The organism is Pseudomonas sp. LBUM1662, from assembly GCF_059695915.1.
Genome location: NZ_CP166793.1, coordinates 5,110,462 through 5,136,173, shown reverse-complemented (window position 1 = coordinate 5,136,173; position 25,712 = coordinate 5,110,462). Strand labels below are relative to the sequence as shown.

Here is a 25,712-nt window from a genome sequence, read left to right as displayed (position 1 = left end):
ATGGAACGCATCGATCATGCATTGCCGTGGAACCACCTGGGCAGCGAACGCCAGATTTCGGTGTTCCGCTTCGGCAGTGGCGAGCGCAAGGCCTACATCCAGGCCAGCCTCCACGCCGATGAACTGCCGGGGATGCGCACGGCCTGGGTGCTGAAAAAGCGCCTGGCCGAACTCGAAGCCCAAGGCTTGCTCAACGGCGTGATCGAGTTGGTGCCGGTGGCCAATCCACTGGGCCTGGGTCAATTGCTGCAGGGCAGCCATCAAGGGCGTTTCGAGGCGGGCAGCGGCAAGAACTTCAACCGCGATTTCGTCGAGCTGAGCGCGCCAGTGGCCGCCGAGCTGGAAGGGCGCCTGGGTGATGATCCGCACGCCAATATTCAACTGATCCGTCAAGCCATGAGCGATCACCTGGCAGCGTTGCCAGAGGCGAGCAGTCAGTTGCAAGGCATGCAGCGCATCTTGCTCAGCCACGCTTGCACCGCTGATGTCGTGCTGGATTTGCACTGTGATGCCGAAGCCGCGCTGCACATGTACGCCTTGCCGCAACACTGGCCGCAATGGCGTTCGCTCGCCGCGCACCTGAACGTGAAGGTGGGGTTGCTGGCGGAAGATTCCGGCGGCAGTTCCTTTGACGAGGCTTGCTCGCTGCCGTGGCTGCGTCTGTCGCGTCAGTTTCCGGATGCGCAGATTCCACTGGCCTGCCTGGCGACTACCATTGAACTGGGTGGTCAGGCCGATACCGGTCGCGCGGACGCCGAGGCTTACGCCGAAGGCATTCTGGCGTTCCTCGCCGAGCAAGGCTTGATCAGCGGCGAATGGCCAAAACCTGCGCAGGACGCTTGCGAAGGCATGCCGTTCGAAGGCACTGAATTGCTCTTCGCGCCGCACCCTGGCGTGATCAGCTTTTTGCGTAAACCCGGTGAGTGGATCGAAGCCGGCGACGAGATTTTCGAAGTGATCGATCCGTTATCGGATCGGGTCAGCACGGTGTGTGCTGGTACGTCCGGGGTGCTGTTTGCCATTGAACGGCTGCGTTATGCCCAACCCGGTTTCTGGCTGGCCAAGGTGGCGGGGCGCGAAGCGCTGCGTCACGGGCGCTTGCTCAACGACTGACTGACTGTTTTTGTGAGAACCGACCGCATGTACAAACTTGAAGTCCAAGACCTGCATAAACGCTATGGCAGTCACGAAGTGCTCAAGGGCGTGTCCCTGAAAGCGGCGGCTGGCGATGTGATCAGCATCATCGGCTCCAGTGGCTCCGGCAAAAGTACTTTCCTGCGCTGCATCAACCTGCTCGAGCAGCCGCACGCGGGCCGTATTCTGCTCAACAACGAAGAGCTGAAACTGGTGGCGAACAAGGACGGCGCGATGAAAGCGGCCGACCCGAAACAGCTGCAACGCATGCGTTCGCGCCTGTCGATGGTGTTCCAGCATTTCAACCTGTGGTCGCACATGACCGCGCTGGAAAACATCATGGAAGCGCCGGTTCACGTGCTGGGCATGTCCAAGGCCGAAGCCCGCGAGAAAGCCGAGCACTACCTGAACAAGGTAGGCGTGGCGCATCGCAAGGACGCTTACCCGGGCCACATGTCCGGCGGCGAGCAGCAGCGCGTGGCGATTGCCCGTGCGCTGGCGATGGAACCTGAGGTGATGCTGTTTGACGAACCGACGTCGGCCCTCGACCCGGAACTGGTCGGCGACGTACTGAAAGTGATGCAGGCCCTGGCGCTGGAAGGCCGGACCATGGTCGTGGTAACGCACGAAATGGGCTTCGCCCGTGAAGTGTCGAACCAGCTGGTGTTCCTGCACAAAGGTGTTGTCGAAGAAAGCGGCAACCCGCGTGAAGTGCTGGTCAATCCACAGTCCGAACGTCTGCAACAATTCCTCTCGGGCAGCCTGAAGTAAACCGAACTCCCGTTGCGCACCGGGATAGTGCATGCTTCGCAACCTAAAGGCCTGCCCCTATCCCCTGTAGGAGCTGTCGAGTGAAACGAGGCTGCGATCTTTTGATCTTGTTTTTTTAAAGTCAAAGTCAAAAGATCGCAGCCTCGTTTCACTCGACAGCTCCTACAGGGGAGGGCGGCAAGCCAGTTCCCACATTTAGATCGCTATTGGTTTTGAGATTTGCGTTCATTTACGGGCTAGCATTGGCCCATGCCTTCATTACTGTTTTCGTTTCGGATTGCCCGCCATGACTGCCCATCGAATTGGTTTCCTGATTTGGCCCAGCACTAAAGCACTGACGCTTGCGCTGGCTGAGGAGGCCTTGCGTGTTGCCCAGCGTGTGCATCCGGACGTTGTCTACGAATTGTCGTTCTTGCAGGCCGAACCGCCGACTGAAGGTGCCTGGCAATTGCCGGGTGAGCCGTGGGCCGGCAAGCTCGAAAACTTCCAGAAACTGTTTCTGCTCGCCGATGAGCCGCCGACCACCCTCGCGCCGGCGCTCAGCAGTTCGCTCAAACAATTAGTGCGCGCCGGTTGCGTGATCGGCGGTTTGTCCGCCGGTGTGTATCCGTTGGCGCAGCTCGGTTTGCTCGACGGTTATCGTGCTGCCGTGCATTGGCGCTGGCAGGACGATTTCGCCGAACGTTTCCCCAAAGTCATCGCCACCAGCCACCTGTTCGATTGGGATCGCGATCGACTGACCGCGTGTGGCGGCTTGTCGGTACTCGATCTGTTGCTGGCGGTGCTGGCCCGTGATCACGGTGCCGAACTGGCCGGCGCTGTGTCGGAAGAGCTGGTGGTCGAGCGCATCCGCGAGGGCGGCGAACGCCAGCGCATTCCGCTGCAAAACCGTTTGGGCTCCAGCCATCCGAAGCTCACCCAGGCGGTGTTGCTGATGGAAGCCAACATCGAAGAACCCCTGACTACCGACGAAATCGCCCAGCACGTGTGCGTGTCGCGTCGACAGCTGGAGCGGATCTTCAAGCAATACCTCAACCGCGTGCCGAGCCAGTATTACCTGGAACTGCGCCTGAACAAGGCCCGGCAGATGTTGATGCAAACCAGCAAGTCGATCATCCAGATCGGTCTGTCGTGTGGCTTCTCCTCGGGGCCGCATTTCTCCAGCGCCTACCGCAACTTCTTCGGCGCCACGCCGCGGGAAGATCGCAACCAGCGGCGCAGCAGCAGCCCATTCGAATTGTCGTCGGTGCCGTCCGAGCGCGGCTGATCTACTCGTCGATCTCGGAAACCTCTGAGGTGGAAACCTGCATTTCACCTCGGTTGATGACCTCTTCCACGCCAAAGTCTGTGCCTGAGTGTTCGAAGTATCTGATCAGCTGTAACAGGCTTTCCTCAGGAAACGGGTTGCCTCTCAACGTAATGTTCTCCGCAGTTTCAACGGGCAACTCCATCAGGTCGCTGGGCACTTCGGTAATTGCGTTCATGCTCAGGTCTACCCAGTCCAGATCCTTCAGTTGAAGCAGGCCATTGGGTATTTCCGTGATGCCAGTGTCATTGAGCAACACGGTCGCCAGTTCTGGCATTTGACTGAGATCAGGCGTATGCCCCAGCGGGTTGAAACCAAGGTCGAGGTAATCAAGCAATTCCATTCCCGCCAATGCATTGGCCGTTTCTGCTGACAGGCTGACTCGGCAATGGGGAAGCGACAGTGAGCGCAGGCGCCCCATCTTGAATACCGCGTCGGGAATGTTGCCCAGTTCACACTCGCGCAGCCTGAGGCTTTTGAGGTTAGGGAAGACGTCCAGGAAACGCCCGATGCGCGTCACGCCATCGGTACTCTGTATCTCCAATGCGGAGACATGACTGAAGTCTGCGCTCAGGGTTGGCAATTCCCCATTGATGATCGGGCGGATGTTGAGCTCGTAAGTGGGCTCCAGCGCATCGTTGAAATCATCCAGTTCGGATTCACGCTGCCAGCAGCGCTCCAGTGCCTGCTTGAATTCGTCGCGGTTGGTGTGTTCGACAAGCAGTTGGAAGGCGTTGAAGGGTTCGCCCGTCAGAGGGTGTCGGTCTGGCAGGTTGCTCGTCCAGGTCGACAAATCATTTCTCAATCGGGTGAGCTCTTCCTCCAGGTGTGTCAGCGCGATCCGGCCCTCCTCAAACGTTCCCGGCAACTCGTACACGAACTCGCTCGCCTGTTCGACTTCCATGCTCGGGTACAGCGCCCTGACGCGATCAATGTCCGGCTCTGGGGCATAAACGCCCATGTCGTAGGCGCTATCAAAATGGTGACGCTTGACCAGATCGCGTGCCTTGTTTGAAAGCGGATTGTGCGTGAGGTGTATGCCCCGTTTGTCGTGCAGCGATGCCCCGAATAACCCGGCAGGTAACTCGCTGATTTGATTGTTCATCAGCAAGAGGGTGTCGAGCTTCGGATGTTGCAGGGCGCCGGGCGGGATTTCGGTCAGGTGAGTGTCGCTCAGGTCCAGGTGCGTCAGTTCACTCATGGTGTCGATGCGGGGCAGGGTTTCAAACGGGTTTTTGTACAGATCCAGCGTGGTCAGTTGGTTCAATGGCGTCAGTTTCGACCAGGTGGCCGCGTCGAACCGGATACCGCAATCGCTTAGCACCAAGGCCTGAAGGTCGGGCATCCGGGTAATGGCGTCGGGGAGGGTGGCGAGGGAGAACCGGCGCAGTTCCAGACGGCGCAGCCCGCTGAAGCCCTGTAGAAACGCTGGAACACCCTGCACGCTGTGGGTGCCTTCAAGGGACAGCAGTGACACATGACTGAAATCGGCATCGAGCGGCGGCAAGTCACCGATGATCGGCTCTGCAAACCTGAGCACATATTGGCTAACCCCGTCCGGTGTGTCGAAGTCCCGGTCGGACTGTCGCCGCCAACTGCGCTGGATTTCCTGAGCCAGCAACAGGCGATTTTGTCGCTCGCCTTGCAGTTCCCGCTCGTTGAGCGGGAGCCGGGTTTCAGGATGAACAGTCGGCAGGTCGTTGATCCAGACGCGCAGATCCTGATGCAGTCGGGCCAGCTCCCTGCTCAAGCGTGAAAGTTCTACACGAGCGCCATCGGGATGACGTTGCAAGGCCTGAACAACGGACTGCATTTCTCCCTCTGGCAGGTCGGGGTAAACCTCTCGAACGCGGTCGTTGAGCGTGGGGGTTTCACGGTTGAGTCGGCTGTAGCCTTGCGTTCCACCTGGCAGGCGCATGATGGTGGGGTCATAGAGCGGTTTTCGATTGGGATTTTTGGCAAACAGCGAGCGTAATCCCGGTTGCTCCAGCGCGTGTTCGGCGATGCGTTGTTTAAGTGTCCCGGCGTCTGCAATCGACGGGTTCAGCTTGTTGCGCTGTGCGTCCGGCAACGCCTGGAACAGGGCGTGATAAAAATCACCAGGCGTCGAATCATTGTCCGGGTGAACCTGGTAAGTCCCGTCTTCAGCGCGAACCAGTGTTTTTACAATCGGCGCATCAGCCTCGCCAACGCTGTCGCGTACGCTCCCCTCAGCAGAATAATCCCGCACTTCGATACGCAGCTCAGTTGGCAAATCGGGCAGCGAGTTCAGGCTTTGCAAGGCCAGTCGGTGGGTGTCGGTGGTGTCCAGCGCTTCCGAGTAAAGGCCTTCACAGGCTCGGGTCGCGCGGACCGCTTCCATGGCTTTGAGCGCGGCGTCCTTGAGTCGCTGGGGCGTGCGGCCGTTGTGCAGCTGTTTCAATTCGGAGCCGGAGGCATTGCTTACCAGTTCCTGGGCGATATCGGTGGGTAACCCCTGCACGTCGTCGATCAGCCGCTGGACGCGTGGCTCATCGGTTACTTCCAGTGCGCGATAGCGCGCATCGAACAGTGATTTGTGGTGCTTGCGGGCGAGTTCGGCACTCTGTTGCCTGAAGGCTGGCGTCTGGTCTTGCGGTGTCATCATTGGCGTGTCGACGGGCCAGCCGTCGTAGCCACTCAGCAGTTGATGTTGCAGGATCACATCGGCGTTCCGGTAGCGTTCGGGTTGATCGCTGCCGATCTGCTCGATGAAGGTTTCAATGTCCCGATTGATCCTGAAGCGCTTGATCGTGTCGGTCAGCAGCGACGGTGGGCGGTACTGCTCGACATGCATTTCGCGCACGGCATTGTCGTGGAAACCGCTGACCCGCAGGATCTGTTCGCGCTCGGTACTGCTGAACGACTCGACGCTTTGGCCGAGACGACGCATGACCGTTTCCCGATCCCAGTTCAGTGGTTGCTCCAGCTCGGTGTGCCAGGCCCCGTGGTTGTTATGCAGCAGTGACGGCTGATAGGCATCCGCCCGGGTCGGATGCTCAATCTGAAAGGCGCCCGAAGTGCCATCGGGTTTCACGCAATACAGTTTCCCCTCCAAAGGCAGCAGCTTCTTGCCCTCGAGGTGATAAAGGCCAAACTGATCGGATTTTGCGCCTGCGGGCAGCGTCTGTGCTTGCTCGTACGCGGTCAGGTCCGGCTTCCAGTAACGGGTTTTTCCTTGCATCGTTGCGACGGGTTTGAGCGGATCGACCAGCGCGACAGCTTCACGCGAGAGCAGACGGCTGAAGGTGCCGGCAGCGATTGCGCCACCTACCGCGAATGTGCCCACCTCAACCACGGTCTCGACGACGCTGATCAGATGCCCGAACGCTTCTGTTTTCAACCCTTCTGCCAGATCTACGATGCCCTCGAAGGTTTCGTCGAGTAACTGGTAGGCCATGTAACCCAGCATCAATTCGCCGAGAAACGGGACGAACGGCAATGCCACGAATGTCGCGATTTCAATGAGCGTCGAAGCCACTTTGCTGAACGCATCCCACAATGCCCATCGCGCGTTTCGGTCGGCAGAGGCGGTCGAGACAGCAAGCGTGCTGGCATCGTTGAGGATCTTGTTCAGTTGTCGCTGATAGAGGTGATTCCACAGGTTCGCGCTGAACGGCGTCACCGAAAACCGCAGATTGGGCCTGTCGATGGGCGTTTCGCGCCAGCTCGGCAGTGGGTTGCCACGTTTGTGCTGATGCCAGGTGACGTGCTGGAGACGACGGTTGAGATCCGCGAAAAAATGGCCCCGTTCCTTGTGCTCGACGAAACGGCTGAAGAAGGTCTGGTAAGCCGGGGCGCGCAGCTTGCGGGTGAGTTCGGTCATGAATGCCAGGGTGTTCGGGTATTCCTTGAGCGGTTGCTCCGGATCGTCAGGAATGTAGGCAATGATCCGTGTTCCCTTGCGTGCACGCTCCAGGCTCGCGGCAAAAATGACAATCCCGGTCAGAGAGGAGGACATTAGGTTCAGGTCATGACCGTACAGCGGTAGGCCACCCAGCTGCGCCCCCGAACGCCCTTCCAGAAGGCGCAGGATCGAGAGATAGGCATCCTCTGGAATATCCTTGCGGATATGAGCCATTTGCAGCGCGGCTTTGAGTGCCGCTTTGTGCGAGCCGATCACCTTCGATTTCAGCACCGCGCCGGCCACCGGGTTGGTCAGCCCCAGATTGTCTTTGAGATACGTGTTGTACCGGGCACCGATATCCAGTTCCCGGCACAGTCGCGCAAAGGCCGCGACGCCAAGTGTCTGCTTGACCGCCGGCAGCGTGTCGAACTGCCCGCTGGGCGAAGGCTTGGTAATGAACATCGAGGCGGGCTCGTAAGCATCCGCCTCCGTTTCCGATTCCTGAAAGTTATGCAGGGCGGCGTCGAGCAGCGACACCGTCCAGGTACGCGCGGCGCCGGTACTGATCCCGAACCAGGGCACGGTTTGCGGGATGTACAGGCGCAGGAACGTGGCTTTGACGTCCAGTTCCAGATCAAATCGGGTTTTCAGGGCCGCGCTTAGAATGGGTTCGGCAAAGGCTTGTGCGCTTTGCAGCTTCGACAGCATTGAGTCCAGTCGATTTCGATGGGTCCAGTGGTCCTGACTGAGCGCTTTGAGTGACTGGTGTTGGAGTGGCGTCGCCGTGCCATGCCAGTCCGGCACCGCGAGGGTGGCGTTTTTGAGGGCGTTGCGTGTGCCGGACGAGGCTTCTAATGCCCAGGTCGGCAGATTGTTGAACAGGTGATGGTAGTGATCGTCCGGCTGCGTGACGTATTCACTGGCAGCGGAATCAGAAGGGCGATCGTTTTCGTGTCGACTCATGCGCTATTCCCTTAGCGTTTGGATGAGCCGCCAGCAAAACAGACGACGATTCGTTTGGTGCGGTACATATTTACCGCACTGCTCGACAAGCCTGCCTATAACCTGTGCCGGCGGTTTAAACTGCGCCTTTGCGACCCTATATGTCGCATTGCCGTAAACCCGGGAAAAACCGGGGTTTGCGCTATAAGAAGTTGTCGCTTGGCGGCAAGGCCGGGCTGAAAACTGTCCTTACAATCCCCCCATCGCTCGCCAGTTTCCGGCGAGTGTTCCTCTTCAGGAGACTCCGATGTCCGTTGAGCACGCTGCGGTAGAACGCGCCGATTTCGACCAGGTAATGGTTCCCAACTACGCGCCTGCCGCATTCATTCCTGTGCGTGGTGCCGGTTCCCGTGTCTGGGACCAGTCTGGCCGCGAGCTGATCGACTTCGCCGGCGGGATTGCCGTTAACGTATTGGGCCATGCGCACCCGGCGCTGGTCGGTGCCTTGACCGAGCAGGCGAACAAGCTGTGGCACGTGTCCAACGTGTTCACCAATGAGCCGGCCCTGCGCCTGGCCCATAAGCTGATCAACGCCACCTTTGCCGAGCGCGCGTTCTTCTGCAACTCCGGCGCCGAAGCCAACGAGGCCGCCTTCAAGCTGGCCCGTCGCGTCGGTTTTGATCGGTTCGGCAGCGAGAAGTACGAAATCATCGCCGCGCTCAACAGCTTCCACGGCCGTACCCTGTTCACCGTTAACGTCGGTGGCCAGTCGAAGTACTCCGACGGTTTCGGTCCGAAAATCACCGGCATTACCCACGTGCCGTACAACGATCTGGCCGCTTTGAAAGCCGCCATTTCCGACAAGACCTGCGCTGTGGTCCTGGAACCGATCCAGGGTGAAAGCGGTGTCATCCCGGCTGAACTTGAATACCTGCAAGGCGCCCGCGATCTGTGCACCGCGCATGACGCACTGCTGATTTTCGACGAAGTGCAGACCGGCATGGGTCGCACCGGCCATCTGTTCGCCTACCAGCATTACGGCGTGGTTCCGGACATCCTGACCAGCGCCAAGAGCCTGGGCGGCGGTTTCCCGATCGCGGCGATGCTGACCACCGAAGACTTGGCCAAACACCTGGTCGTCGGCACTCACGGCACCACTTACGGCGGCAACCCGCTGGCGTGCGCTGTCGCTGAAGCCGTGATCGACGTGATCAACACCCCTGAAGTGCTGGCCGGCGTCAACGCCAAGCACGACAAGTTCAAGGCGCGCCTGGAGCAGATCGGCGAGAAATACGCGATCTTCACCAAGGTCCGCGGTATGGGCCTGTTGATCGGTTGTGTGCTGAGCGACGCCTGGAAAGGCAAGGCCAAAGACATCTTCAACGCCGCCGAGCGTGAAGGCCTGATGATTCTGCAAGCTGGCCCGGACGTGGTGCGTTTCGCGCCAAGCCTGGTGGTTGAAGACACAGACATCGATCAAGGCCTGGATCGCTTCGAACGCGCCGTGGCCAAGCTGACGCAAGCCTGATAGACCCTTCGACGCCTGACATTTCAGGCGTCGATCCAAATTTTTATGCCGGTCCCGTTCTTCTGTAGGAGCGAGGCTTGCCCGCGAAGGCGGCGTGTCAGCCACCATCATCATCGGCTGACACGCCGCCTTCGCGGGCAAGCCTCGCTCCTACAAGGGGCCGGCTTATTTCCCCCAAAAGAGTTACGAGAAAGGAGTGACACCATGCTGGTGATGCGCCCCGCGCAAATGGCTGATCTGGGCGAGGTACAGCGTCTGGCTGCGGACAGCCCGATTGGTGTCACTTCCTTGCCGGATGACGTTGAACGCCTGAGCGACAAGATCGCTGCAAGCGAAGCCTCGTTTTCCGCGGAAGTCAGCTTCAACGGTGAAGAGAGCTACTTCTTCGTCCTTGAAGACTCGGCCACCGGCAAACTGGTCGGTTGTTCGGCCATCGTTGCCTCTGCCGGTTATTCGGAGCCGTTCTACAGCTTCCGTAATGAAACCTTCGTGCACGCCTCCCGCGAGCTGAAGATTCATAACAAGATTCACGTGCTTTCGCAGTGCCACGACCTGACCGGCAACAGCTTGCTGACCAGTTTCTACGTGCAGCGTGAGCTGGTGGGTTCGCCTTGGGCAGAACTCAACTCCCGTGGCCGCTTGCTGTTCGTCGCCAGCCATCCGGAGCGTTTTGCCGATTCGGTGGTGACCGAGATCGTCGGTTACAGCGACGAAAATGGCGATTCGCCGTTCTGGGACGCGATCGGTCGCAACTTCTTCGACCTCAACTACGCCGCAGCCGAGCGTCTGTGCGGGCTGAAGAGCCGGACGTTCCTCGCCGAACTGATGCCGCATTACCCGATCTACGTGCCGCTGCTGCCGGACACCGCGCAAGAAGCGATGGGCCAGGTGCATCCACGGGCGCAGATCACCTTCGACATCCTGATGCGCGAAGGCTTCGAGACCGATCACTACATCGACATTTTCGACGGTGGTCCGACCTTGCATGCCCGCGTCTCGGGGATCCGTTCGATCGCCCAGAGCCGCGTGGTGCCGGTGAAAATCGGCGAAGCGGTCAAAGGTGCCGGTCGTCAATACCTGGTGGCCAATGCGCAGTTGCAGGATTACCGCGCCGTGTTGCTTGAGCTCGATTACGCGCCGGGCAAACCCGTGACCCTGGATCTGGAAGCGGCCGAAGCCCTGGGCGTCGGTGAAGGTGCCAGCGTGCGCCTGGTAGCGGTTTGATTGCCTAGAAAGCAGCGAAGTTTCGCGGGTGGCGTTGGCGGCCCGTTTGAGGAGATAGCATGATCGTTCGTCCCGTACGCAGCAGCGATTTACCCGCTCTGATCGACCTGGCCCGCAGCACCGGCACCGGCCTGACCACTTTGCCGGCCAACGAAGAACGTCTGGCCCATCGGGTTGGCTGGGCCGAGAAGACCTTTCGCGGCGAAGCCGGGCGGGGCGATGCGGACTACCTGTTCGTGCTCGAAGACGATGACGGCCGCGTGGTCGGCATTTCCGCCATCGCTGGCGCTGTCGGCTTGCGTGAGCCTTGGTACAACTTCCGGGTTGGCCTGACCGTCAGCGCCTCGCAAGAGCTGAACATTTACCGTGAGATTCCGACGCTGTTCCTTGCCAACGACCTGACCGGCAACTCTGAGTTGTGCTCGCTGTTCCTCCATGCCGATTACCGCACGGGTCTCAACGGCCGCATGCTGGCCAAGGCGCGGATGCTGTTCATCGCCGAGTTCTCGCAGCTGTTCGGCAACAAGATCATTGCCGAGATGCGCGGCGTGTCCGACGACGCAGGACGCTCGCCATTCTGGGAAAGCCTGGGCCGTCACTTCTTCAAGATGGAATTCAGCCAGGCCGACTATCTGACGGGCGTGGGCAACAAGGCGTTCATCGCCGAACTGATGCCGAAATTCCCGTTGTACACCTGCTTCCTGTCGCCAGACGCGCGCAACGTCATCGGCCAGGTTCACCCGGACACCGAGCCGGCGCTGGCCATGCTCAAGAGCGAAGGTTTCAGCTACCAAGGCTACGTCGACATCTTCGATGCCGGCCCTGCGGTCGAGTGCGAAACCGGCAAGATCCGCGCCGTGCGCGACAGCCAGGCGCTGGTGTTGGCCATCGGCACACCGGGTGACGACGCTACCCCGTTCCTGATTCACAACCGCAAGCGCGAAGACTGCCGGATCACTGCCGCACCGGCACGCTTCGCTGCCGGCACGCTGGTCGTCGATCCGCTGACCGCCAAACGTCTTCAACTCAACGCCGGCGATCAAGTGCGCGCCGTTCCGTTGTCTGCTGCCAGGGAGTCGAAATAATGAATTCGCTATACATCGCAGGTGAATGGCTGGCCGGTCAGGGCGAAGCGTTCCAGTCGCTGAACCCGGTCACCCAACAAGTGCTGTGGACCGGTGAAGGCGCCACCGTTGCTCAGGTCGAGTCGGCCGTGCAGGCCGCGCGTCAGGCGTTCCCGGGCTGGGCCCGTCGCACCCTGGACGAGCGCATTGCTGTGCTTGATGCCTTTGCCGCCGCGCTGAAGAACCACGCTGACGAACTGGCCCGCACCATTGGTGAGGAAACCGGTAAACCGTTGTGGGAAGCGGCGACCGAAGTGACCAGCATGGTCAACAAGATTGCGATCTCGGTGCAGAGCTACCGCGAGCGTACCGGCGAGAAGAGCGGCCCGCTGGGCGACGCCACTGCCGTGTTGCGCCACAAGCCACATGGCGTGGTGGCGGTGTTCGGGCCTTACAACTTCCCGGGTCACTTGCCGAACGGGCACATCGTACCGGCGCTGCTGGCCGGTAACAGCGTGCTGTTCAAGCCCAGCGAATTGACCCCGAAAGTCGCCGAGCTGACGGTTAAATGCTGGATCGAAGCCGGCCTGCCGGCGGGCGTGTTGAACCTGCTGCAAGGCGCTCGAGAAACCGGTATCGCCCTGGCGGCGAACCCGGGCATCGACGGCTTGTTCTTCACCGGTTCGAGCCGCACCGGCAATCACCTGCACCAGCAATTCGCCGGCCGCCCGGACAAGATCCTCGCGCTGGAGATGGGTGGTAACAACCCGCTGGTGGTTGATCAGGTCGCGGACCTCGATGCTGCCGTTTACACCATTATCCAGTCGGCCTTCATTTCCGCTGGCCAACGTTGCACCTGTGCGCGGCGCTTGCTGGTGCCGCAAGGCGCCTGGGGCGATACGTTGCTGGAACGTCTGGTGGAGGTCAGTTCGACCATTGAAGTCGGAGCCTTCGATAAGCAACCGGCGCCATTCATGGGCTCGGTGATTTCCTTGGGTGCTGCCAAAGCCCTGATGGATGCGCAGGAACAGTTGATGGCCAATGGCGCCGTGGCGCTGCTGGAAATGACTCAGCCTCAGGCGCAAGCCGCGTTGCTGACGCCGGGCATCCTGGACGTGACGGCCGTGGTCGATCGTCCTGATGAAGAGCTGTTCGGTCCGCTGCTACAAGTGATCCGCTACGCTGATTTTGAAGCGGCGATCGCTGAAGCCAATGACACCCAATATGGCCTGGCGGCCGGTTTGCTGTCGGATTCCGAAGCGCGTTATCAGCAGTTCTGGCTGGAAAGCCGTGCCGGCATCGTCAACTGGAATAAACAACTGACCGGCGCCGCGAGCAGCGCGCCATTCGGCGGCGTCGGCGCCTCGGGCAACCACCGCGCCAGCGCCTACTACGCCGCAGATTACTGCGCGTACCCGGTGGCGTCGCTGGAAACGCCAAGCCTGGTGTTGCCAGCCGCTTTGACGCCCGGCGTGAAGATGGCGTGATGCCCATTCGCGAGCAAGCCCGCTCCCACAGGATTTGCGTCGGTCACAACATATGTGGACAACACCGAACCTGTAGGAGCGAGGCTTGCCCGCGAAGGCCGCAACTCGGTCTTACTGAATTGTTACTTGATGCCTATAACAACAGATTCTCGTGGAGCCTCGCTGATGAAATCCTATGAAGTCAATTTTGACGGTCTAGTGGGGCCGACCCATAACTACGGCGGTTTGTCCTACGGCAACGTCGCCTCCCAGAGCAACAGCCAGCAGTCTTCGAACCCGAAGGAAGCCGCGCTGCAAGGCCTGGCGAAAATGAAAGCACTTATGGAAATGGGCTTTCAGCAAGGCGTTCTGGCACCACAGGAACGTCCTGACGTTGCAGCCTTGCGCCGCTTGGGTTTCAGCGGCACCGATGCGCAAGTGATCGAGCAAGCCGCGAAAGACGCGATGCCGTTGCTGGTCGCCAGTTGCTCGGCGTCGAGCATGTGGGTGGCCAACGCCGCCACGGTCAGCCCGAGTGCCGACACCGCCGACGGCCGCGTGCATTTCACCGCCGCCAACCTCAACTGCAAATACCACCGCAGCATCGAACACCCGACCACCAGCCGCGTGCTGGGGGCGATGTTCGCTGACCAGAAGCACTTCGCGCATCACGCCGCTTTGCCGGCCGTGGCGCAGTTCGGCGACGAAGGCGCCGCCAACCACACCCGCTTCTGCCGTGAGTACGGTGAAGCCGGCGTCGAGTTCTTCGTGTTCGGTCGCAGTGCGTTCGACACCCGCTACCCGGCGCCCCAGAAGTACCCGGCTCGGCAGACGCTTGAAGCCTCGCAAGCCGTTGCTCGCCTGCATGGCTTGAGCGATGACGGCGTGGTCTATGCCCAGCAGAACCCTTCGGTGATCGATCAGGGCGTGTTCCACAACGACGTGATCGCGGTGGGTAATGGCGAGGTGCTGTTCTATCACGAGGACGCGTTCCTCGACACCGAGCAGATGCTCGCTGAGCTGCAGGGCAAACTCGCAAAATTCGGTGGGAAATTTCAGTCAATCTGCGTACCGCGTTCGGCCGTCACCGTCGAAGACGCCGTTCGTTCCTACCTGTTCAATAGCCAGTTGCTGACGCGTCCCGACGGTTCGATGCTGTTGATCGTGCCGGAAGAATGCCGTGGCAACGAGCGCGTCTGGCAATACCTGCAAGGTTTGACCAGCTCTGGTGGCCTGATCCGTGAAGTGAAGGTTTTCGACCTGAAACAAAGTATGCAAAACGGCGGTGGCCCGGCTTGCCTGCGCTTGCGTGTCGCCTTGAATGAAACCGAACTGGCGGCGGTCAACCCAGGGGTTATCATGACGGCACCGTTGTACGGCACGCTGACCGAATGGGTCGACAAGCACTACCGCGACCGCATGACCGAAAACGATCTGGCGGACCCGCAATTGCTGCTTGAGTGCCGGACGGCACTGGATGAACTGACGCAAATCCTTAAACTGGGCGCGGTTTATCCATTCCAGATCAATTGAACGTCGAGAGCGTAAAAAACATGAGCGATACCCTGCAGCTGATCCTTGAAGACACCGACGGCACGCAACTGGAAACTTCCTGCACCCGCGTCGCGGTCATGTGGCAAGGCAAAGAGCTGTGGATCCAGCAGGACGGCCGCGGCCAGCTGCTGATCGGCGTGGACGTCGAAGAAGGTGACGCTGAATACGCAAACCTGCTGCTGCGCCCATTGGCGACTAATCTGGTAAGTCTGCAACTGGAAATGGAACCGGCTGAAGTCGGCGACGAAGACCACGTGCACGGCCCGGATTGCGCACACGACCACTAAGGAAACCGCTCTATGCTCGCCCTCGGCAAACTGCTTGAACTGACCCTCGCCGGCCGCGAACCGGCGGAGAAGACTCAACTGACTGTCGAAGGCGTGCGCATGCGCTGGTTGAGCGAAGGTGCGCTGGAAGTCCGGCCACCTGAAGCTCGCGATAATGGCCTGGACCTGCTGCTGTCTGCCGGCATCCACGGCAATGAAACAGCGCCGATCGAGCTACTCGATCGCCTGTTGCATGACATCGCCCGCGGCGACTTGAAGCCGCGCGCACGTATTCTGTTCCTGTTCGGCAACCCGGAAGCGATTCGCAAGGGCGAGCGTTTCGTCGAGCAGGACGTCAACCGACTGTTCAATGGCCGTCACGAACAAAGCAGCGGCTCCGAAGCCCTGCGCGCCTGTGAACTCGAACGGTTGGCCGCAAGTTTCTTCAGCCTGCCGGACCGCAGCCGTCTGCACTACGACCTGCACACCGCGATTCGTGGCTCGAAGATCGAGCAGTTCGCGTTGTATCCCTGGAAAGAAGGGCGCCAGCATTCACGTCTGGAACTGGCCCGCTTGCGTGCAGCCGGCATGGAGGCGGTGCTGTTGCAGAACAAACCGTCGATCGTGTTCAGCTCCTACACCTACGACAAGCTGGGCGCCGAGTCTTTCACCCTTGAACTGGGCAAGGCGCGGCCGTTCGGGCAGAACGACGGGGTGAACGTCTCGCTGCTTGAAACCCGCCTCAAACAGATCATTGAAGGCAACGAGCCGGCAGTGGCCGACGAAGGCCTGGATGGTTTGCAGTTGTTCAGCGTGGCGCGGGAAATCATCAAGCACAGCGACAGCTTCCGCCTGAACCTGCCAGCGGACATCGAGAACTTTTCAGAGTTGGACGTGGGTTACGTGCTGGCCGAAGACATCGCCCAGACCCGCTGGATCATCGAAGAGAAGGGCGCCCGGATCATCTTCCCGAACCCCAAGGTCAAGAACGGCCTGCGCGCCGGCATCCTGATCGTGCCAACCACCGACGAAAACCTCGCATAACAGATACAGCGGTCCCCTGTAGGAGCGAGGCTTGCCCGCGAAGGCGATTTTAAATTCAACATCACTGTTGTTTATGAAATCGCCTTCGCGGGCAAGCCTCGCTCCTACAGGGGCTGGTTCGGTGTTTAGACGGCTACGGCACGCGGCTCGCTACGACGCAACGCACGCATCTTGTGCAGCGTATCCGCACACGTCTTCGCCGCTTCCTGACCTTTATGCACGAAGTGCTCGAAGAAGAACTTCTGGTGCTCTTCACCGGCATGGAAGTGGTGCGGGGTCAGGGATACCGAGAACACTGGCACTTCGGTTTCCAGTTGCACCTGCATCAGCCCACTGACGACCGACTGGGCGACGAATTCGTGACGGTAGATGCCGCCGTCAACCACCAGGGCTGCCGCGACGATGCCGGAATAACGGCCGGACTTGGCCAGCAGCTTGGCGTGCAACGGAATTTCAAAGGCGCCGCCGACTTCGAAGAAATCGATGTCGGATTCCTGATAACCCTGGGCAATCATTTCGGCAACGAAGCCCTTACGGCTCTGGTCGACGATTTCCTTGTGCCAGCAGGCCTGGATGAACGCAACGCGCTCGCCCTGATGGTTTTTGCTTTTGCTATCGATTGCGGTGGGTTGCATGTTCTGACTCCTGTTTATGTAAAAAACAGGGCATATGAATCGAATGGGATTTAAGAGTACGCACGCTCGCACGAATGCCCGCGGACGGCCCTTTGGCGCCAATCCCGTTCTCTCTTCATCCGGACTATGACCGTCGGCCCCGGGATCACACCGGGTCTGCTGACCTTGCCGCCATCACAGCCATTGCCGTGCCTGTCGCCAAGCGCTCGCGGGCTATGCGCATTGCGCGCAATTACCGCCGGTGGGGAGTTGCACCCCGCCCTGAGAACGTTTTGCCGCCAGATTGTCTGGCGGCGAAGCGTTTTTAACACATATTTGTGAGCCGTGCATCGCTGCTATCTGATGATTGCTATCGACTTTTTCGTCGGTTCAGTAAGCCTTTTCCTGCCCAAGGGTTGATTATTCGTCGTCATGACCGCAGTAATTCCTACCTAAAGGGATTTTCCCCTGCTTACCGAGGCCAGATTCATGAGCGTTATCGATCTTCGCAGCGACACCGTTACCCAACCGACCGCCGGGATGCTCGACGCAATGGCCAGTGCGGCCACCGGTGACGACGTCTATGGCGAGGACCCGACGGTCAATCGTCTGGAGGCCGAGCTGGCAAAACGGCTGGGTTTTGCCGCTGCATTGTTCGTACCGACAGGCACCATGAGCAACCTGCTGGGGTTGATGGCCCATTGTGAGCGGGGTGACGAATACATCGTCGGACAGCAGGCGCACACCTATAAATACGAAGGTGGCGGTGCGGCGGTCCTCGGTTCGATCCAGCCGCAGCCGCTGGAAGTGCAGGCCGATGGTTCGCTGGACCTGGCGCACGTCGCCGCTGCGATCAAACCGGACGACTTCCATTTCGCCCGTACGCGGTTGCTGGCGCTGGAAAACACCATGCAGGGCAAAGTCCTGCCGCTGGAATATCTCGCTCGTGCGCGCCGCTTTACTCGTGAACATGGGTTGCAGCTGCACCTGGACGGCGCGCGGCTGTACAACGCGGCGGTCAAATTGGGTGTCGATGCCCGCGAGATCACTCAGCATTTCGACTCGGTCTCGGTCTGCCTGTCCAAAGGCCTGGGCGCGCCGATCGGTTCGGTGTTGTGCGGCTCGTCCGAGTTGATTGCCAAGGCACGCCGTCTGCGCAAGATGGTCGGCGGCGGAATGCGCCAAGCCGGTCTTCTGGCAGCGGCGGGGCTGTATGCGTTGGATAACAACGTTCAGCGTCTGGCCGAAGATCACGCCAATGCGCAATTTCTGGCCGATGAGCTGAAAAAGGCCGGTTACGAGGTCGAGCCGGTGCAGACCAACATGGTTTACGTGCAAATGGGCGACAAGGCTGAGGCGATCAAGGCCTTTGCGGCCGAACGCGGCGTTAAGCTGAGTGCTGCCGGACGCCTGAGAATGGTCACGCACATGGACGTCAGCCGCGCGCAAATCGAGCAAGTCGTGGCGACATTCGTCGACTTTTCTCGCAACTGATCGCCTTGGCGGTCCAATTGACCGTTTCTATCGTATAAACACGCTGTACCCCGCGCGCTGGGCCGATATAATGCGGCCCTTTGCCGTCGCTTCGTCTGTTGACGTTTCGTACAGGCCTTTGGCCGCAGCCTCCGTGGAAGAACCTAATGAAAAGCGCAGAAATCCGTGAAGCCTTCCTTCGCTTCTTCGAAGAGCAAGGCCACACCCGTGTAGCCTCCAGCTCTTTGATTCCGGGCAACGACCCAACCCTGCTGTTCACTAACGCGGGGATGAACCAGTTCAAGGACTGCTTCCTGGGCCAGGAAAAGCGCGCGTACACCCGCGCCGTCTCCAGCCAGAAATGCGTGCGCGCCGGCGGCAAGCACAACGACCTGGAAAACGTCGGTTATACCGCCCGTCACCACACGTTCTTCGAAATGCTGGGTAACTTCAGCTTTGGTGATTACTTCAAGCGCGACGCGATCACCTACGCCTGGAACTTCCTGACCTCCGAGCAGTGGTTGAACCTGCCGAAGGAAAAACTCTGGGTCACCGTCTACGCCAGCGATGACGAGGCCTATGACATCTGGACCAAGGAAATCGGGGTTCCGGCCGAGCGCATGGTCCGTATCGGCGACAACAAAGGCGCGCCGTACGCCTCCGACAACTTCTGGACCATGGGCGATACCGGCCCGTGCGGTCCTTGCACCGAGATCTTCTACGATCACGGCGCCGACATCTGGGGCGGCCCGCCGGGCTCGCCGGAAGAGGACGGCGACCGTTACATCGAGATCTGGAACAACGTGTTCATGCAGTTCAACCGCACCGCCGATGGCGTGTTGCACCCGCTGCCAGCGCCGTCGGTCGACACCGGCATGGGCCTGGAGCGGATCAGTGCCGTGCTGCAGCACGTTCACTCGAACTATGAAATCGACCTGTTCCAGAGTCTGCTGACCGCATCGGCCAAGGCCATCGGCTGCACCAACGACGCTCAGGCCTCCCTGAAAGTCGTGGCTGACCACATTCGTTCGTGCGGCTTCCTGATTGCCGACGGCGTGCTGCCGTCCAATGAAGGTCGCGGCTATGTGCTGCGCCGGATCATCCGTCGCGCTTGCCGTCACGGCAACAAACTGGGCGCCAAGGGCAGCTTCTTCTACCAGATCGTTGCGGCCCTGGTTGCCGAGATGGGCGAAGCCTTCCCTGAGCTGAAATCCCAGCAGGCGCACATCGAGCGCGTCCTGAAGGCCGAAGAAGAGCAGTTCGCCAAGACCCTGGAGCAGGGCCTGAAAATCCTCGAGCAGGATCTGGCCGAACTCAAAGGCGACGTGGTGCCGGGCGACGTGGTGTTCAAGCTCTACGATACCTACGGTTTCCCGATGGACCTGACCGGCGACATCGCTCGCGAGCGCAGCCTGACCATCGACGAAGAAGGCTTCGAGCGCGAAATGGAAGCCCAGCGCGTCCGTGCCCGTTCCGCCAGCTCCTTCGGCATGGACTACAACAGCCTGGTCAAGGTTGATGTGGCCACCGAATTCACCGGTTACAAAGCCACCAGCGGTTCGGCGAAAGTCGTTGGCCTCTATAAAGAAGGCCAGGCGGTCGACGTACTCAGCGAAGGCGAAGAGGGCGTGGTCGTTCTCGATCAGACGCCGTTCTACGCTGAATCCGGCGGCCAGATCGGCGATTGTGGTTATCTGCAGGGCAGCAATGGCCGTTTCGACGTGCGCGACACCACCAAGACCGGCGGCGCGTTCCTGCACCACGGCGTATTGGCGTCGGGTAGCCTGACCATCGGTTCGCCGGTTGAAACCCACGTCGAAGCCGACGTGCGTCACGCCACCTCGCTGAACCACTCGGCCACTCACTTGCTGCACGCTGCGTTGCGTCAGGTGCTGGGCGATCACGTTCAGCAGAAAGGCTCGTTGGTCGACAGTCAGCGTCTGCGCTTTGACTTCAGCCACTTCGAAGCCATCAAGCCTGAACAGTTGAAGGCTCTGGAAGACATCGTCAACGCCGAGATCCGCAAGAACTCTGCCGTTGAAACCGAAGAAACCGACATCGAAACCGCCAAGCAAAAAGGCGCCATGGCGCTGTTTGGCGAGAAGTACGGCGACAACGTGCGCGTGCTGAGCATGGGCGGTGATTTCTCCGTCGAGCTGTGCGGTGGCATCCACGCCAACCGTACCGGCGACATCGGCCTGCTGAAAATCATCAGCGAAGGCGGTGTGGCTTCGGGTGTGCGTCGTATCGAGGCAGTCACCGGTGCTGCGGCACTGGCTTACTTGAACGCTGCAGAAGAACAACTCAAGGAAGCGGCCAACCTGGTCAAGGGCAGCCGCGACAATCTGATCGACAAGCTGTCGGCTGTGCTGGAGCGCAACCGTCTGCTGGAGAAGCAACTCGAGCAGTTGCAGGCCAAGGCGGCCAGCGCGGCAGGCGACGATCTGTCGGCCTCCGCCCTGGACGTCAAAGGCGTGAAAGTGCTGGCCGTGCGTCTGGACGGTCAGGACGGCAAAGCGCTGCTGGCGCTGGTCGATCAGCTGAAAAACAAACTCGGCCGCGCAGTGATCCTGCTCGGCAGTGTCCATGAGGAAAAGGTCGTTCTGGTTGCAGGCGTAACCAAAGACCTGACTGGCCAACTCAAAGCCGGTGATTTGATGAAGCAAGCCGCTGCGGCAGTGGGCGGGAAGGGCGGTGGTCGTCCAGACATGGCGCAAGGCGGTGGTACTGACGCTGGCGCACTGGATGCGGCACTGGCCCTGACTGTTCCATTTGTAGAGCAGGGTTTATAAGGCAGGGTGTCCGGCTCGTCGTCTAGTGGCGGGCCAGAACGCTGTTTGAGTGATTATTTGGGCGCCCTTCATGGGCAGAGGCGGCTTTGAAATGGCTTTGATCGTACAGAAATTTGGAGGCACCTCAGTCGGCACTGTCGAGAGAATCGAGCAGGTCGCCGACAAGGTTAAGAAATTCCGCGATGCCGGCGATGACCTGGTGGTTGTCCTGTCGGCCATGAGCGGCGAAACCAACCGTCTGATCGATCTGGCCAAGCAAATCAGTGGCGACGGCCAACCGGTTCCGCGTGAGCTGGATGTGATCGTTTCCACGGGCGAGCAGGTGACGATTGCACTGTTGGCCATGGCGCTGATCAAGCGCGGCGTGCCTGCGGTGTCTTACACCGGCAACCAGGTGCGGATTCTGACGGACAGCGCGCACAATAAAGCGCGTATCTTGCAGATTGATGACCAGAAGATTCGCGGTGATCTGAAAGCAGGTCGTGTCGTTGTTGTCGCCGGTTTCCAGGGCGTCGACGAACACGGCAACATCACCACTCTCGGTCGTGGCGGTTCCGACACCACCGGCGTGGCGCTGGCAGCAGCCTTGAAGGCTGATGAATGCCAGATCTACACCGATGTCGACGGCGTCTACACCACTGACCCGCGTGTGGTGTCCGTGGCCCAGCGCCTGGACAAGATCACCTTCGAAGAGATGCTGGAAATGGCCAGCCTCGGTTCCAAGGTGTTGCAGATCCGTGCGGTGGAATTCGCCGGCAAGTACAACGTACCGCTGCGCGTACTGCACAGCTTCAAGGAGGGTCCGGGCACCCTCATTACTATTGATGAAGAGGAAACCATGGAACAGCCGATCATTTCCGGCATCGCTTTCAATCGCGATGAAGCCAAGCTGACCATCCGTGGCGTGCCAGACACCCCGGGCGTTGCATTCAAGATTCTCGGCCCGATCAGTGCCGCGAACATCGAAGTCGATATGATCGTGCAGAACGTTGCGCACGATAACACCACGGACTTCACCTTCACCGTGCACCGCAATGACTTCCAGGCCGCACAAACCGTGCTGGAAAACACCGCTCGCGAGATCGGTGCCCGTGAAGTCGTGGGTGACATCAAGATCGCGAAGGTCTCGATCGTCGGCGTCGGCATGCGTTCCCACGCAGGCGTGGCCAGCCGCATGTTCGAATCCCTGGCCAAAGAAAGCATCAACATCCAGATGATCTCGACGTCGGAAATCAAAGTCTCCGTTGTGATCGAAGAGAAGTACCTGGAACTGGCTGTGCGCGCTCTGCACACAGCTTTCGAACTGGACGCACCGGCCCGAACGGGCGAGTGATGCGTTTACCAAAGGGCGCGGTCTGACCGCGCCCTTTGTCTTTTTTGAATAGCGCGACCCAGGAACTGTTCTTTTGCTCGCGCTGGTCAATACTCAGGCATGTAGGGCTGCGATCGTTCCGGTTGTAGGTCGAGTGCCTTTTTTTTGCAGACTGTTGTCCCTGAAATGAAATGCGTGAGGAGAAAGGTATGCTGATTCTGACTCGTCGGTGCGCAGAAAGCCTGATTATTGGTGATGGCGAAATCACCGTGACCGTGCTCGGCGTTAAAGGAAATCAAGTGCGTATTGGCGTTAACGCACCTAAAGAGGTTGCGGTTCACCGTGAGGAAATCTACTTGCGGATCAAGAAAGAGAAGGACGACGAACCAAGCCATTAATTTTTATCGTTTTTTATGTTTGCAAACGGGGAAGAAGCTGGTTAATATACGCCCCGTGTTGCGGAGAGCTGGCCGAGTGGCCGAAGGCGCTCCCCTGCTAAGGGAGTACACCTCAAAAGGGTGTCGGGGGTTCGAATCCCCCGTTCTCCGCCATTATTTGCGTAGTACGTTGTAATCTGGCTTTTTCGGTAAGTGTTTGAAATTACTAGAAAAAGTGCTTTACATAGAGATTAGACGGCCTATAATGCGCGGCAACAAATGCACTCGTAGCTCAGCTGGATAGAGTACTCGGCTACGAACCGAGCGGTCACAGGTTCGAATCCTGTCGAGTGCACCATTTAAGAGTTGTTTGCAGTAATGTGAATGACTTGGCTTCAACCAGTTGTGATCTGGTATAAAAACACAAATGCACTCGTAGCTCAGCTGGATAGAGTACTCGGCTACGAACCGAGCGGTCACAGGTTCGAATCCTGTCGAGTGCACCAAACACCAAAAAGCCCGCGTTTAACGCGGGCTTTTTGCCGTCTGGGATTTGGCTTTTCCCTTCGTGCATCCTTTCTCATCGAACTCGACGTGTGCGCTGCGGCCTCGCTTGAGGTCATAACGGTAGCTCGTTGCAGAATTCCTGATACTGATCTTGTCCGGCTTGCCCAGGGCGCTCTCGACGTCCTGTTGTGTCATGCCGGCGACTATCCGTTGATTGATGATTGCTTCGCGCCGTTCCTTGGCGGTTATCAGGTTTCCACACTTGTCCTCGGACTGACCTACAACGGTGGGCTCCTTCCTCCTGGTTTTTGCTGTGGGTTTTCCCCGGGCTTCCATTTCAGGCATGAGCGCTACCGGATTACCGGGCGAGAAGGTGCGCACATCCTGCAGCGAGAGATGTTCACCGTCCGTGCAGCTCAAGGTCGTGAAAGTGAGGCGGCCATCGGGTGCCTCGCAACGGTGAAGCGTGGTTGCCTGTAACCGGGGCGAAAGGCAAAGCAGGGCAAGCAGTAAAAAATAAAGGTTAATCGATGGCATTAAACGTCCTCCATGACGGTCCATGTCAGGGTAGCCGCTACATTTTTCGATGGGGGTGTGTTTTCTTTTCAGAATGAGTCGTCGCAGTTGGAGAGATCAGGACTGCACTCAGCTTTGTCTTGCAACCGCTTGTTTCAGCCATGATTTTTTAACGTTTAAAACCGTCGGGCGGTGTATCATTGCGCCCGTCAGCCCCGCCGGGGCTTGTGGAATACCTCCATGGACTTACCCAGTAGTTACTCAGTATCCCGTTTTTCCAATCATGAATTGACTGATTGATCCTTCCGGCGTGCCCCGCTGCTGGGAGTGGAGTTCGCCTATGTCCGAAGTTGAAGTAAAGAAAACGCAGGAAAGCTTGCAGGACCGCCTCGCTCAAGTCGTTGAGCTGCTGCAACGCCAGCGGGTGGTCGAAGACCTGACTCATCGCCAGGAAGGTCCGCACCACGAGCGGGTCGAGAACCTGGTTCACCGGCAAAACCTCGTCGAGCTGCAACGCAAGCTCGATGATCTGCACTCCGCCGACGTTGCCTACATCCTTGAAGCCTTGCCGCTGGACGATCGTCTGACGCTCTGGCAATTGGTCAAGGCTGATCGCGACGGCGACATCCTCCTCGAAGTATCCGACTCGGTTCGTGAAACCCTGATCGCCGACATGGACGATCACGAACTCCTGGCTGCGGCCAAGGACATGGATGCCGACGAACTTGCTGACCTGGCTTCCGAGCTGCCGCGAGACGTCGTCCACGAGCTGATGGAAACCCTCGACAGTCAACAGCGTGAGCGCGTCCGCTCCGCGTTGTCCTATGACGAGGAGCAGGTCGGTGCGCTGATGGACTTCGAGATGGTGACCATCCGTGAGGATGTCAGTCTCGAAGTGGTTCTGCGTTACCTGCGTCGTCTCAAGGAACTGCCTGGCCACACTGACAAACTGTTTGTGGTCGACTACGACGGCGTACTCAAAGGTGTGCTGCCGATCAAGCGTTTGCTGGTCAACGACCCGGAAAAACAGGTGTCGGAAGTCATGGCCAGCGATCCGGTGAGTTTTCACCCGGACGAAGACGCCTACGACGCCGCTCAGGCGTTCGAACGTTATGACTTGATCTCGGCGCCCGTGGTCGACAAGAACGGCAAGCTGATCGGCCGTCTGACCATCGATGAAATGGTCGACCTGATCCGTGAAGAGAGCGAAAACGAAGTCCTCAACATGGCGGGTCTGCGCGAAGAAGAAGATATCTTCGCCTCCGTCTGGAAATCCCTGCGTAACCGTTGGGCCTGGCTGGCGGTCAACCTGATCACCGCGTTCATCGCGTCGCGGGTGATCGGCCTGTTCGAAGGCTCCATCGAAAAACTGGTGGCACTGGCGGCATTGATGCCGATCGTGGCCGGTATCGGTGGCAACTCGGGCAATCAGACCATCACCATGATCGTTCGGGCGATGGCGCTGGACCAGGTGAGCACCGGCAATACCTCACGACTGATGCGCAAGGAGTTGGTCGTCGGTTTGATCAATGGCCTGGTCTGGGGCGGCGTGATTGGCATAGTGGCCTACCTGCTTTATGGCAGTTGGTCCCTGGGCGTGGTGATGACTGCCGCGATGACGCTTAATCTGTTGCTGGCGGCGTTGATGGGGGTGTTGATCCCGATGACCCTGGCGAAGATGGGGCGCGACCCGGCAATGGGCGCCAGTGTGATGATCACCGCCATGACCGACAGCGGCGGGTTCTTCATCTTCCTCGGGCTGGCGACGATCTTCCTGCTGTGATTTCCAACTGAAACCCGCTAATCGATTTCACTGTAGGAGCCAGGCTTGCCGGCGAAGGCGAACTCAAGGCGAACTCAAGGCGAACTCAAGGGCGCCTTCGCCGGCAAGCCTGGCTCCTACAAGTGCAACTAACCCGCCAACCGGCGGGTTTTTTATGGCCGAATTTCAGGCAAA

Annotated in this window: 18 protein-coding genes, 3 tRNA genes and 1 riboswitch; of the genes, 18 read left to right on the top strand and 3 right to left on the bottom strand. The window is 59.3% G+C overall.

Annotated features, from left to right (window positions below; genetic code table 11):
- The 3 genes from ACA049_RS23220 (at window position 1) to ACA049_RS23210 (ending at window position 3,172) form a co-directional block, all read left to right on the top strand.
- Window positions 1-1,113 carry a M14 family metallopeptidase gene (locus ACA049_RS23220; RefSeq protein ID WP_497330137.1) on the top strand — a complete coding sequence of 371 codons (1,113 nt, stop codon included), beginning with the start codon at window positions 1-3 and terminating at the stop codon, window positions 1,111-1,113.
- A 27-nt stretch (window positions 1,114-1,140) separates the two neighbouring features.
- Window positions 1,141-1,905, top strand: coding sequence for an ABC transporter ATP-binding protein (locus tag ACA049_RS23215; RefSeq protein ID WP_109634103.1), 765 nt, complete (start codon window positions 1,141-1,143; stop codon window positions 1,903-1,905).
- A 286-nt stretch (window positions 1,906-2,191) separates the two neighbouring features.
- Window positions 2,192-3,172, top strand: a complete 981-nt coding sequence (locus ACA049_RS23210) for a GlxA family transcriptional regulator (RefSeq protein WP_010457247.1) — start codon at window positions 2,192-2,194, stop codon at window positions 3,170-3,172.
- 1 nt (window position 3,173) lies between these two features.
- On the opposite strand, the gene ACA049_RS23205 is transcribed toward ACA049_RS23210, so the two are convergent.
- Entirely contained in the window at window positions 3,174-8,039 is a 4,866-nt protein-coding gene (locus tag ACA049_RS23205; RefSeq protein ID WP_497330135.1) for a dermonecrotic toxin domain-containing protein, read from the bottom strand.
- A gap of 286 nt (window positions 8,040-8,325) precedes the next feature.
- Between ACA049_RS23205 and ACA049_RS23200 the strand changes: the two genes are divergently transcribed.
- The 7 genes from ACA049_RS23200 (at window position 8,326) to astE (ending at window position 16,164) form a co-directional block, all read left to right on the top strand.
- Window positions 8,326-9,546, top strand: coding sequence for an aspartate aminotransferase family protein (locus ACA049_RS23200; RefSeq protein ID WP_497330133.1), 1,221 nt, complete (start codon window positions 8,326-8,328; stop codon window positions 9,544-9,546).
- A gap of 204 nt (window positions 9,547-9,750) precedes the next feature.
- Window positions 9,751-10,770, top strand: a complete 1,020-nt coding sequence (aruF, locus tag ACA049_RS23195; RefSeq protein WP_403106437.1) for an arginine/ornithine succinyltransferase subunit alpha — start codon at window positions 9,751-9,753, stop codon at window positions 10,768-10,770.
- Window positions 10,771-10,829: 59 nt separating this feature from the next.
- Entirely contained in the window at window positions 10,830-11,855 is a 1,026-nt protein-coding gene (gene astA / locus ACA049_RS23190; protein WP_497330131.1) for an arginine N-succinyltransferase, read from the top strand.
- On the top strand, window positions 11,852-13,321 hold the full coding sequence (astD, locus tag ACA049_RS23185) for a succinylglutamate-semialdehyde dehydrogenase (RefSeq protein ID WP_497336952.1): 1,470 nt from the start codon (window positions 11,852-11,854) through the stop codon (window positions 13,319-13,321). Before astA ends, astD begins: the two co-directional genes overlap by 4 nt.
- A gap of 165 nt (window positions 13,322-13,486) precedes the next feature.
- The gene (gene astB / locus ACA049_RS23180; protein ID WP_497330129.1) at window positions 13,487-14,833 is read left to right on the top strand and encodes an N-succinylarginine dihydrolase; all 1,347 of its coding nucleotides are present in this window, start codon (window positions 13,487-13,489) and stop codon (window positions 14,831-14,833) included.
- 20 nt (window positions 14,834-14,853) lie between these two features.
- Window positions 14,854-15,141, top strand: a complete 288-nt coding sequence (locus ACA049_RS23175) for a hypothetical protein (RefSeq protein WP_033056735.1) — start codon at window positions 14,854-14,856, stop codon at window positions 15,139-15,141.
- A 12-nt stretch (window positions 15,142-15,153) separates the two neighbouring features.
- A complete protein-coding gene (gene astE, locus ACA049_RS23170; RefSeq protein WP_497330127.1) occupies window positions 15,154-16,164 on the top strand; it encodes a succinylglutamate desuccinylase in 1,011 nt (336 codons plus the stop codon).
- 125 nt (window positions 16,165-16,289) lie between these two features.
- Here astE and ACA049_RS23165 read toward each other — a convergent pair whose 3' ends face one another.
- The gene (locus tag ACA049_RS23165) at window positions 16,290-16,799 is read right to left on the bottom strand and encodes a 6,7-dimethyl-8-ribityllumazine synthase (protein WP_497330125.1); all 510 of its coding nucleotides are present in this window, start codon (window positions 16,797-16,799) and stop codon (window positions 16,290-16,292) included.
- Window positions 16,800-16,901: 102 nt separating this feature from the next.
- Window positions 16,902-17,072: riboswitch (FMN riboswitch) on the bottom strand.
- Window positions 17,073-17,267: 195 nt separating this feature from the next.
- On the opposite strand from ACA049_RS23165, the gene ltaE reads away from it, so the two are divergent.
- The 7 genes from ltaE to ACA049_RS23130 all read left to right on the top strand — a co-directional run bounded on the left by ltaE (window position 17,268) and on the right by ACA049_RS23130 (window position 23,238).
- Window positions 17,268-18,272 (top strand): low-specificity L-threonine aldolase, encoded by a 1,005-nt coding sequence (gene ltaE, locus ACA049_RS23160; RefSeq protein WP_497330123.1) that lies wholly within the window; start codon window positions 17,268-17,270, stop codon window positions 18,270-18,272.
- A gap of 146 nt (window positions 18,273-18,418) precedes the next feature.
- Window positions 18,419-21,043: an alanine--tRNA ligase gene (gene alaS / locus ACA049_RS23155; protein ID WP_497330121.1), complete on the top strand. Its 2,625-nt coding sequence runs from the start codon at window positions 18,419-18,421 to the stop codon at window positions 21,041-21,043.
- Window positions 21,044-21,134: 91 nt separating this feature from the next.
- Window positions 21,135-22,376 (top strand): aspartate kinase, encoded by a 1,242-nt coding sequence (locus ACA049_RS23150; protein WP_008033100.1) that lies wholly within the window; start codon window positions 21,135-21,137, stop codon window positions 22,374-22,376.
- Window positions 22,377-22,564: 188 nt separating this feature from the next.
- Window positions 22,565-22,753: a carbon storage regulator CsrA gene (csrA, locus tag ACA049_RS23145; protein WP_003178872.1), complete on the top strand. Its 189-nt coding sequence runs from the start codon at window positions 22,565-22,567 to the stop codon at window positions 22,751-22,753.
- A gap of 62 nt (window positions 22,754-22,815) precedes the next feature.
- Window positions 22,816-22,906 (top strand) — tRNA-Ser (locus tag ACA049_RS23140).
- Between the two features lie 107 nt (window positions 22,907-23,013).
- A tRNA-Arg gene (locus ACA049_RS23135) sits at window positions 23,014-23,090 on the top strand.
- 71 nt (window positions 23,091-23,161) lie between these two features.
- Window positions 23,162-23,238 (top strand) — tRNA-Arg (locus tag ACA049_RS23130).
- Window positions 23,239-23,257: 19 nt separating this feature from the next.
- Here the strand turns inward: ACA049_RS23130 and ACA049_RS23125 are convergent.
- Window positions 23,258-23,776 carry a cell envelope protein SmpA gene (locus ACA049_RS23125; RefSeq protein ID WP_497330119.1) on the bottom strand — a complete coding sequence of 173 codons (519 nt, stop codon included), beginning with the start codon at window positions 23,774-23,776 and terminating at the stop codon, window positions 23,258-23,260.
- A 319-nt stretch (window positions 23,777-24,095) separates the two neighbouring features.
- Between ACA049_RS23125 and mgtE the strand changes: the two genes are divergently transcribed.
- Entirely contained in the window at window positions 24,096-25,538 is a 1,443-nt protein-coding gene (mgtE, locus tag ACA049_RS23120) for a magnesium transporter (protein ID WP_497330117.1), read from the top strand.
- Window positions 25,539-25,712: the final 174 nt, after the last annotated feature.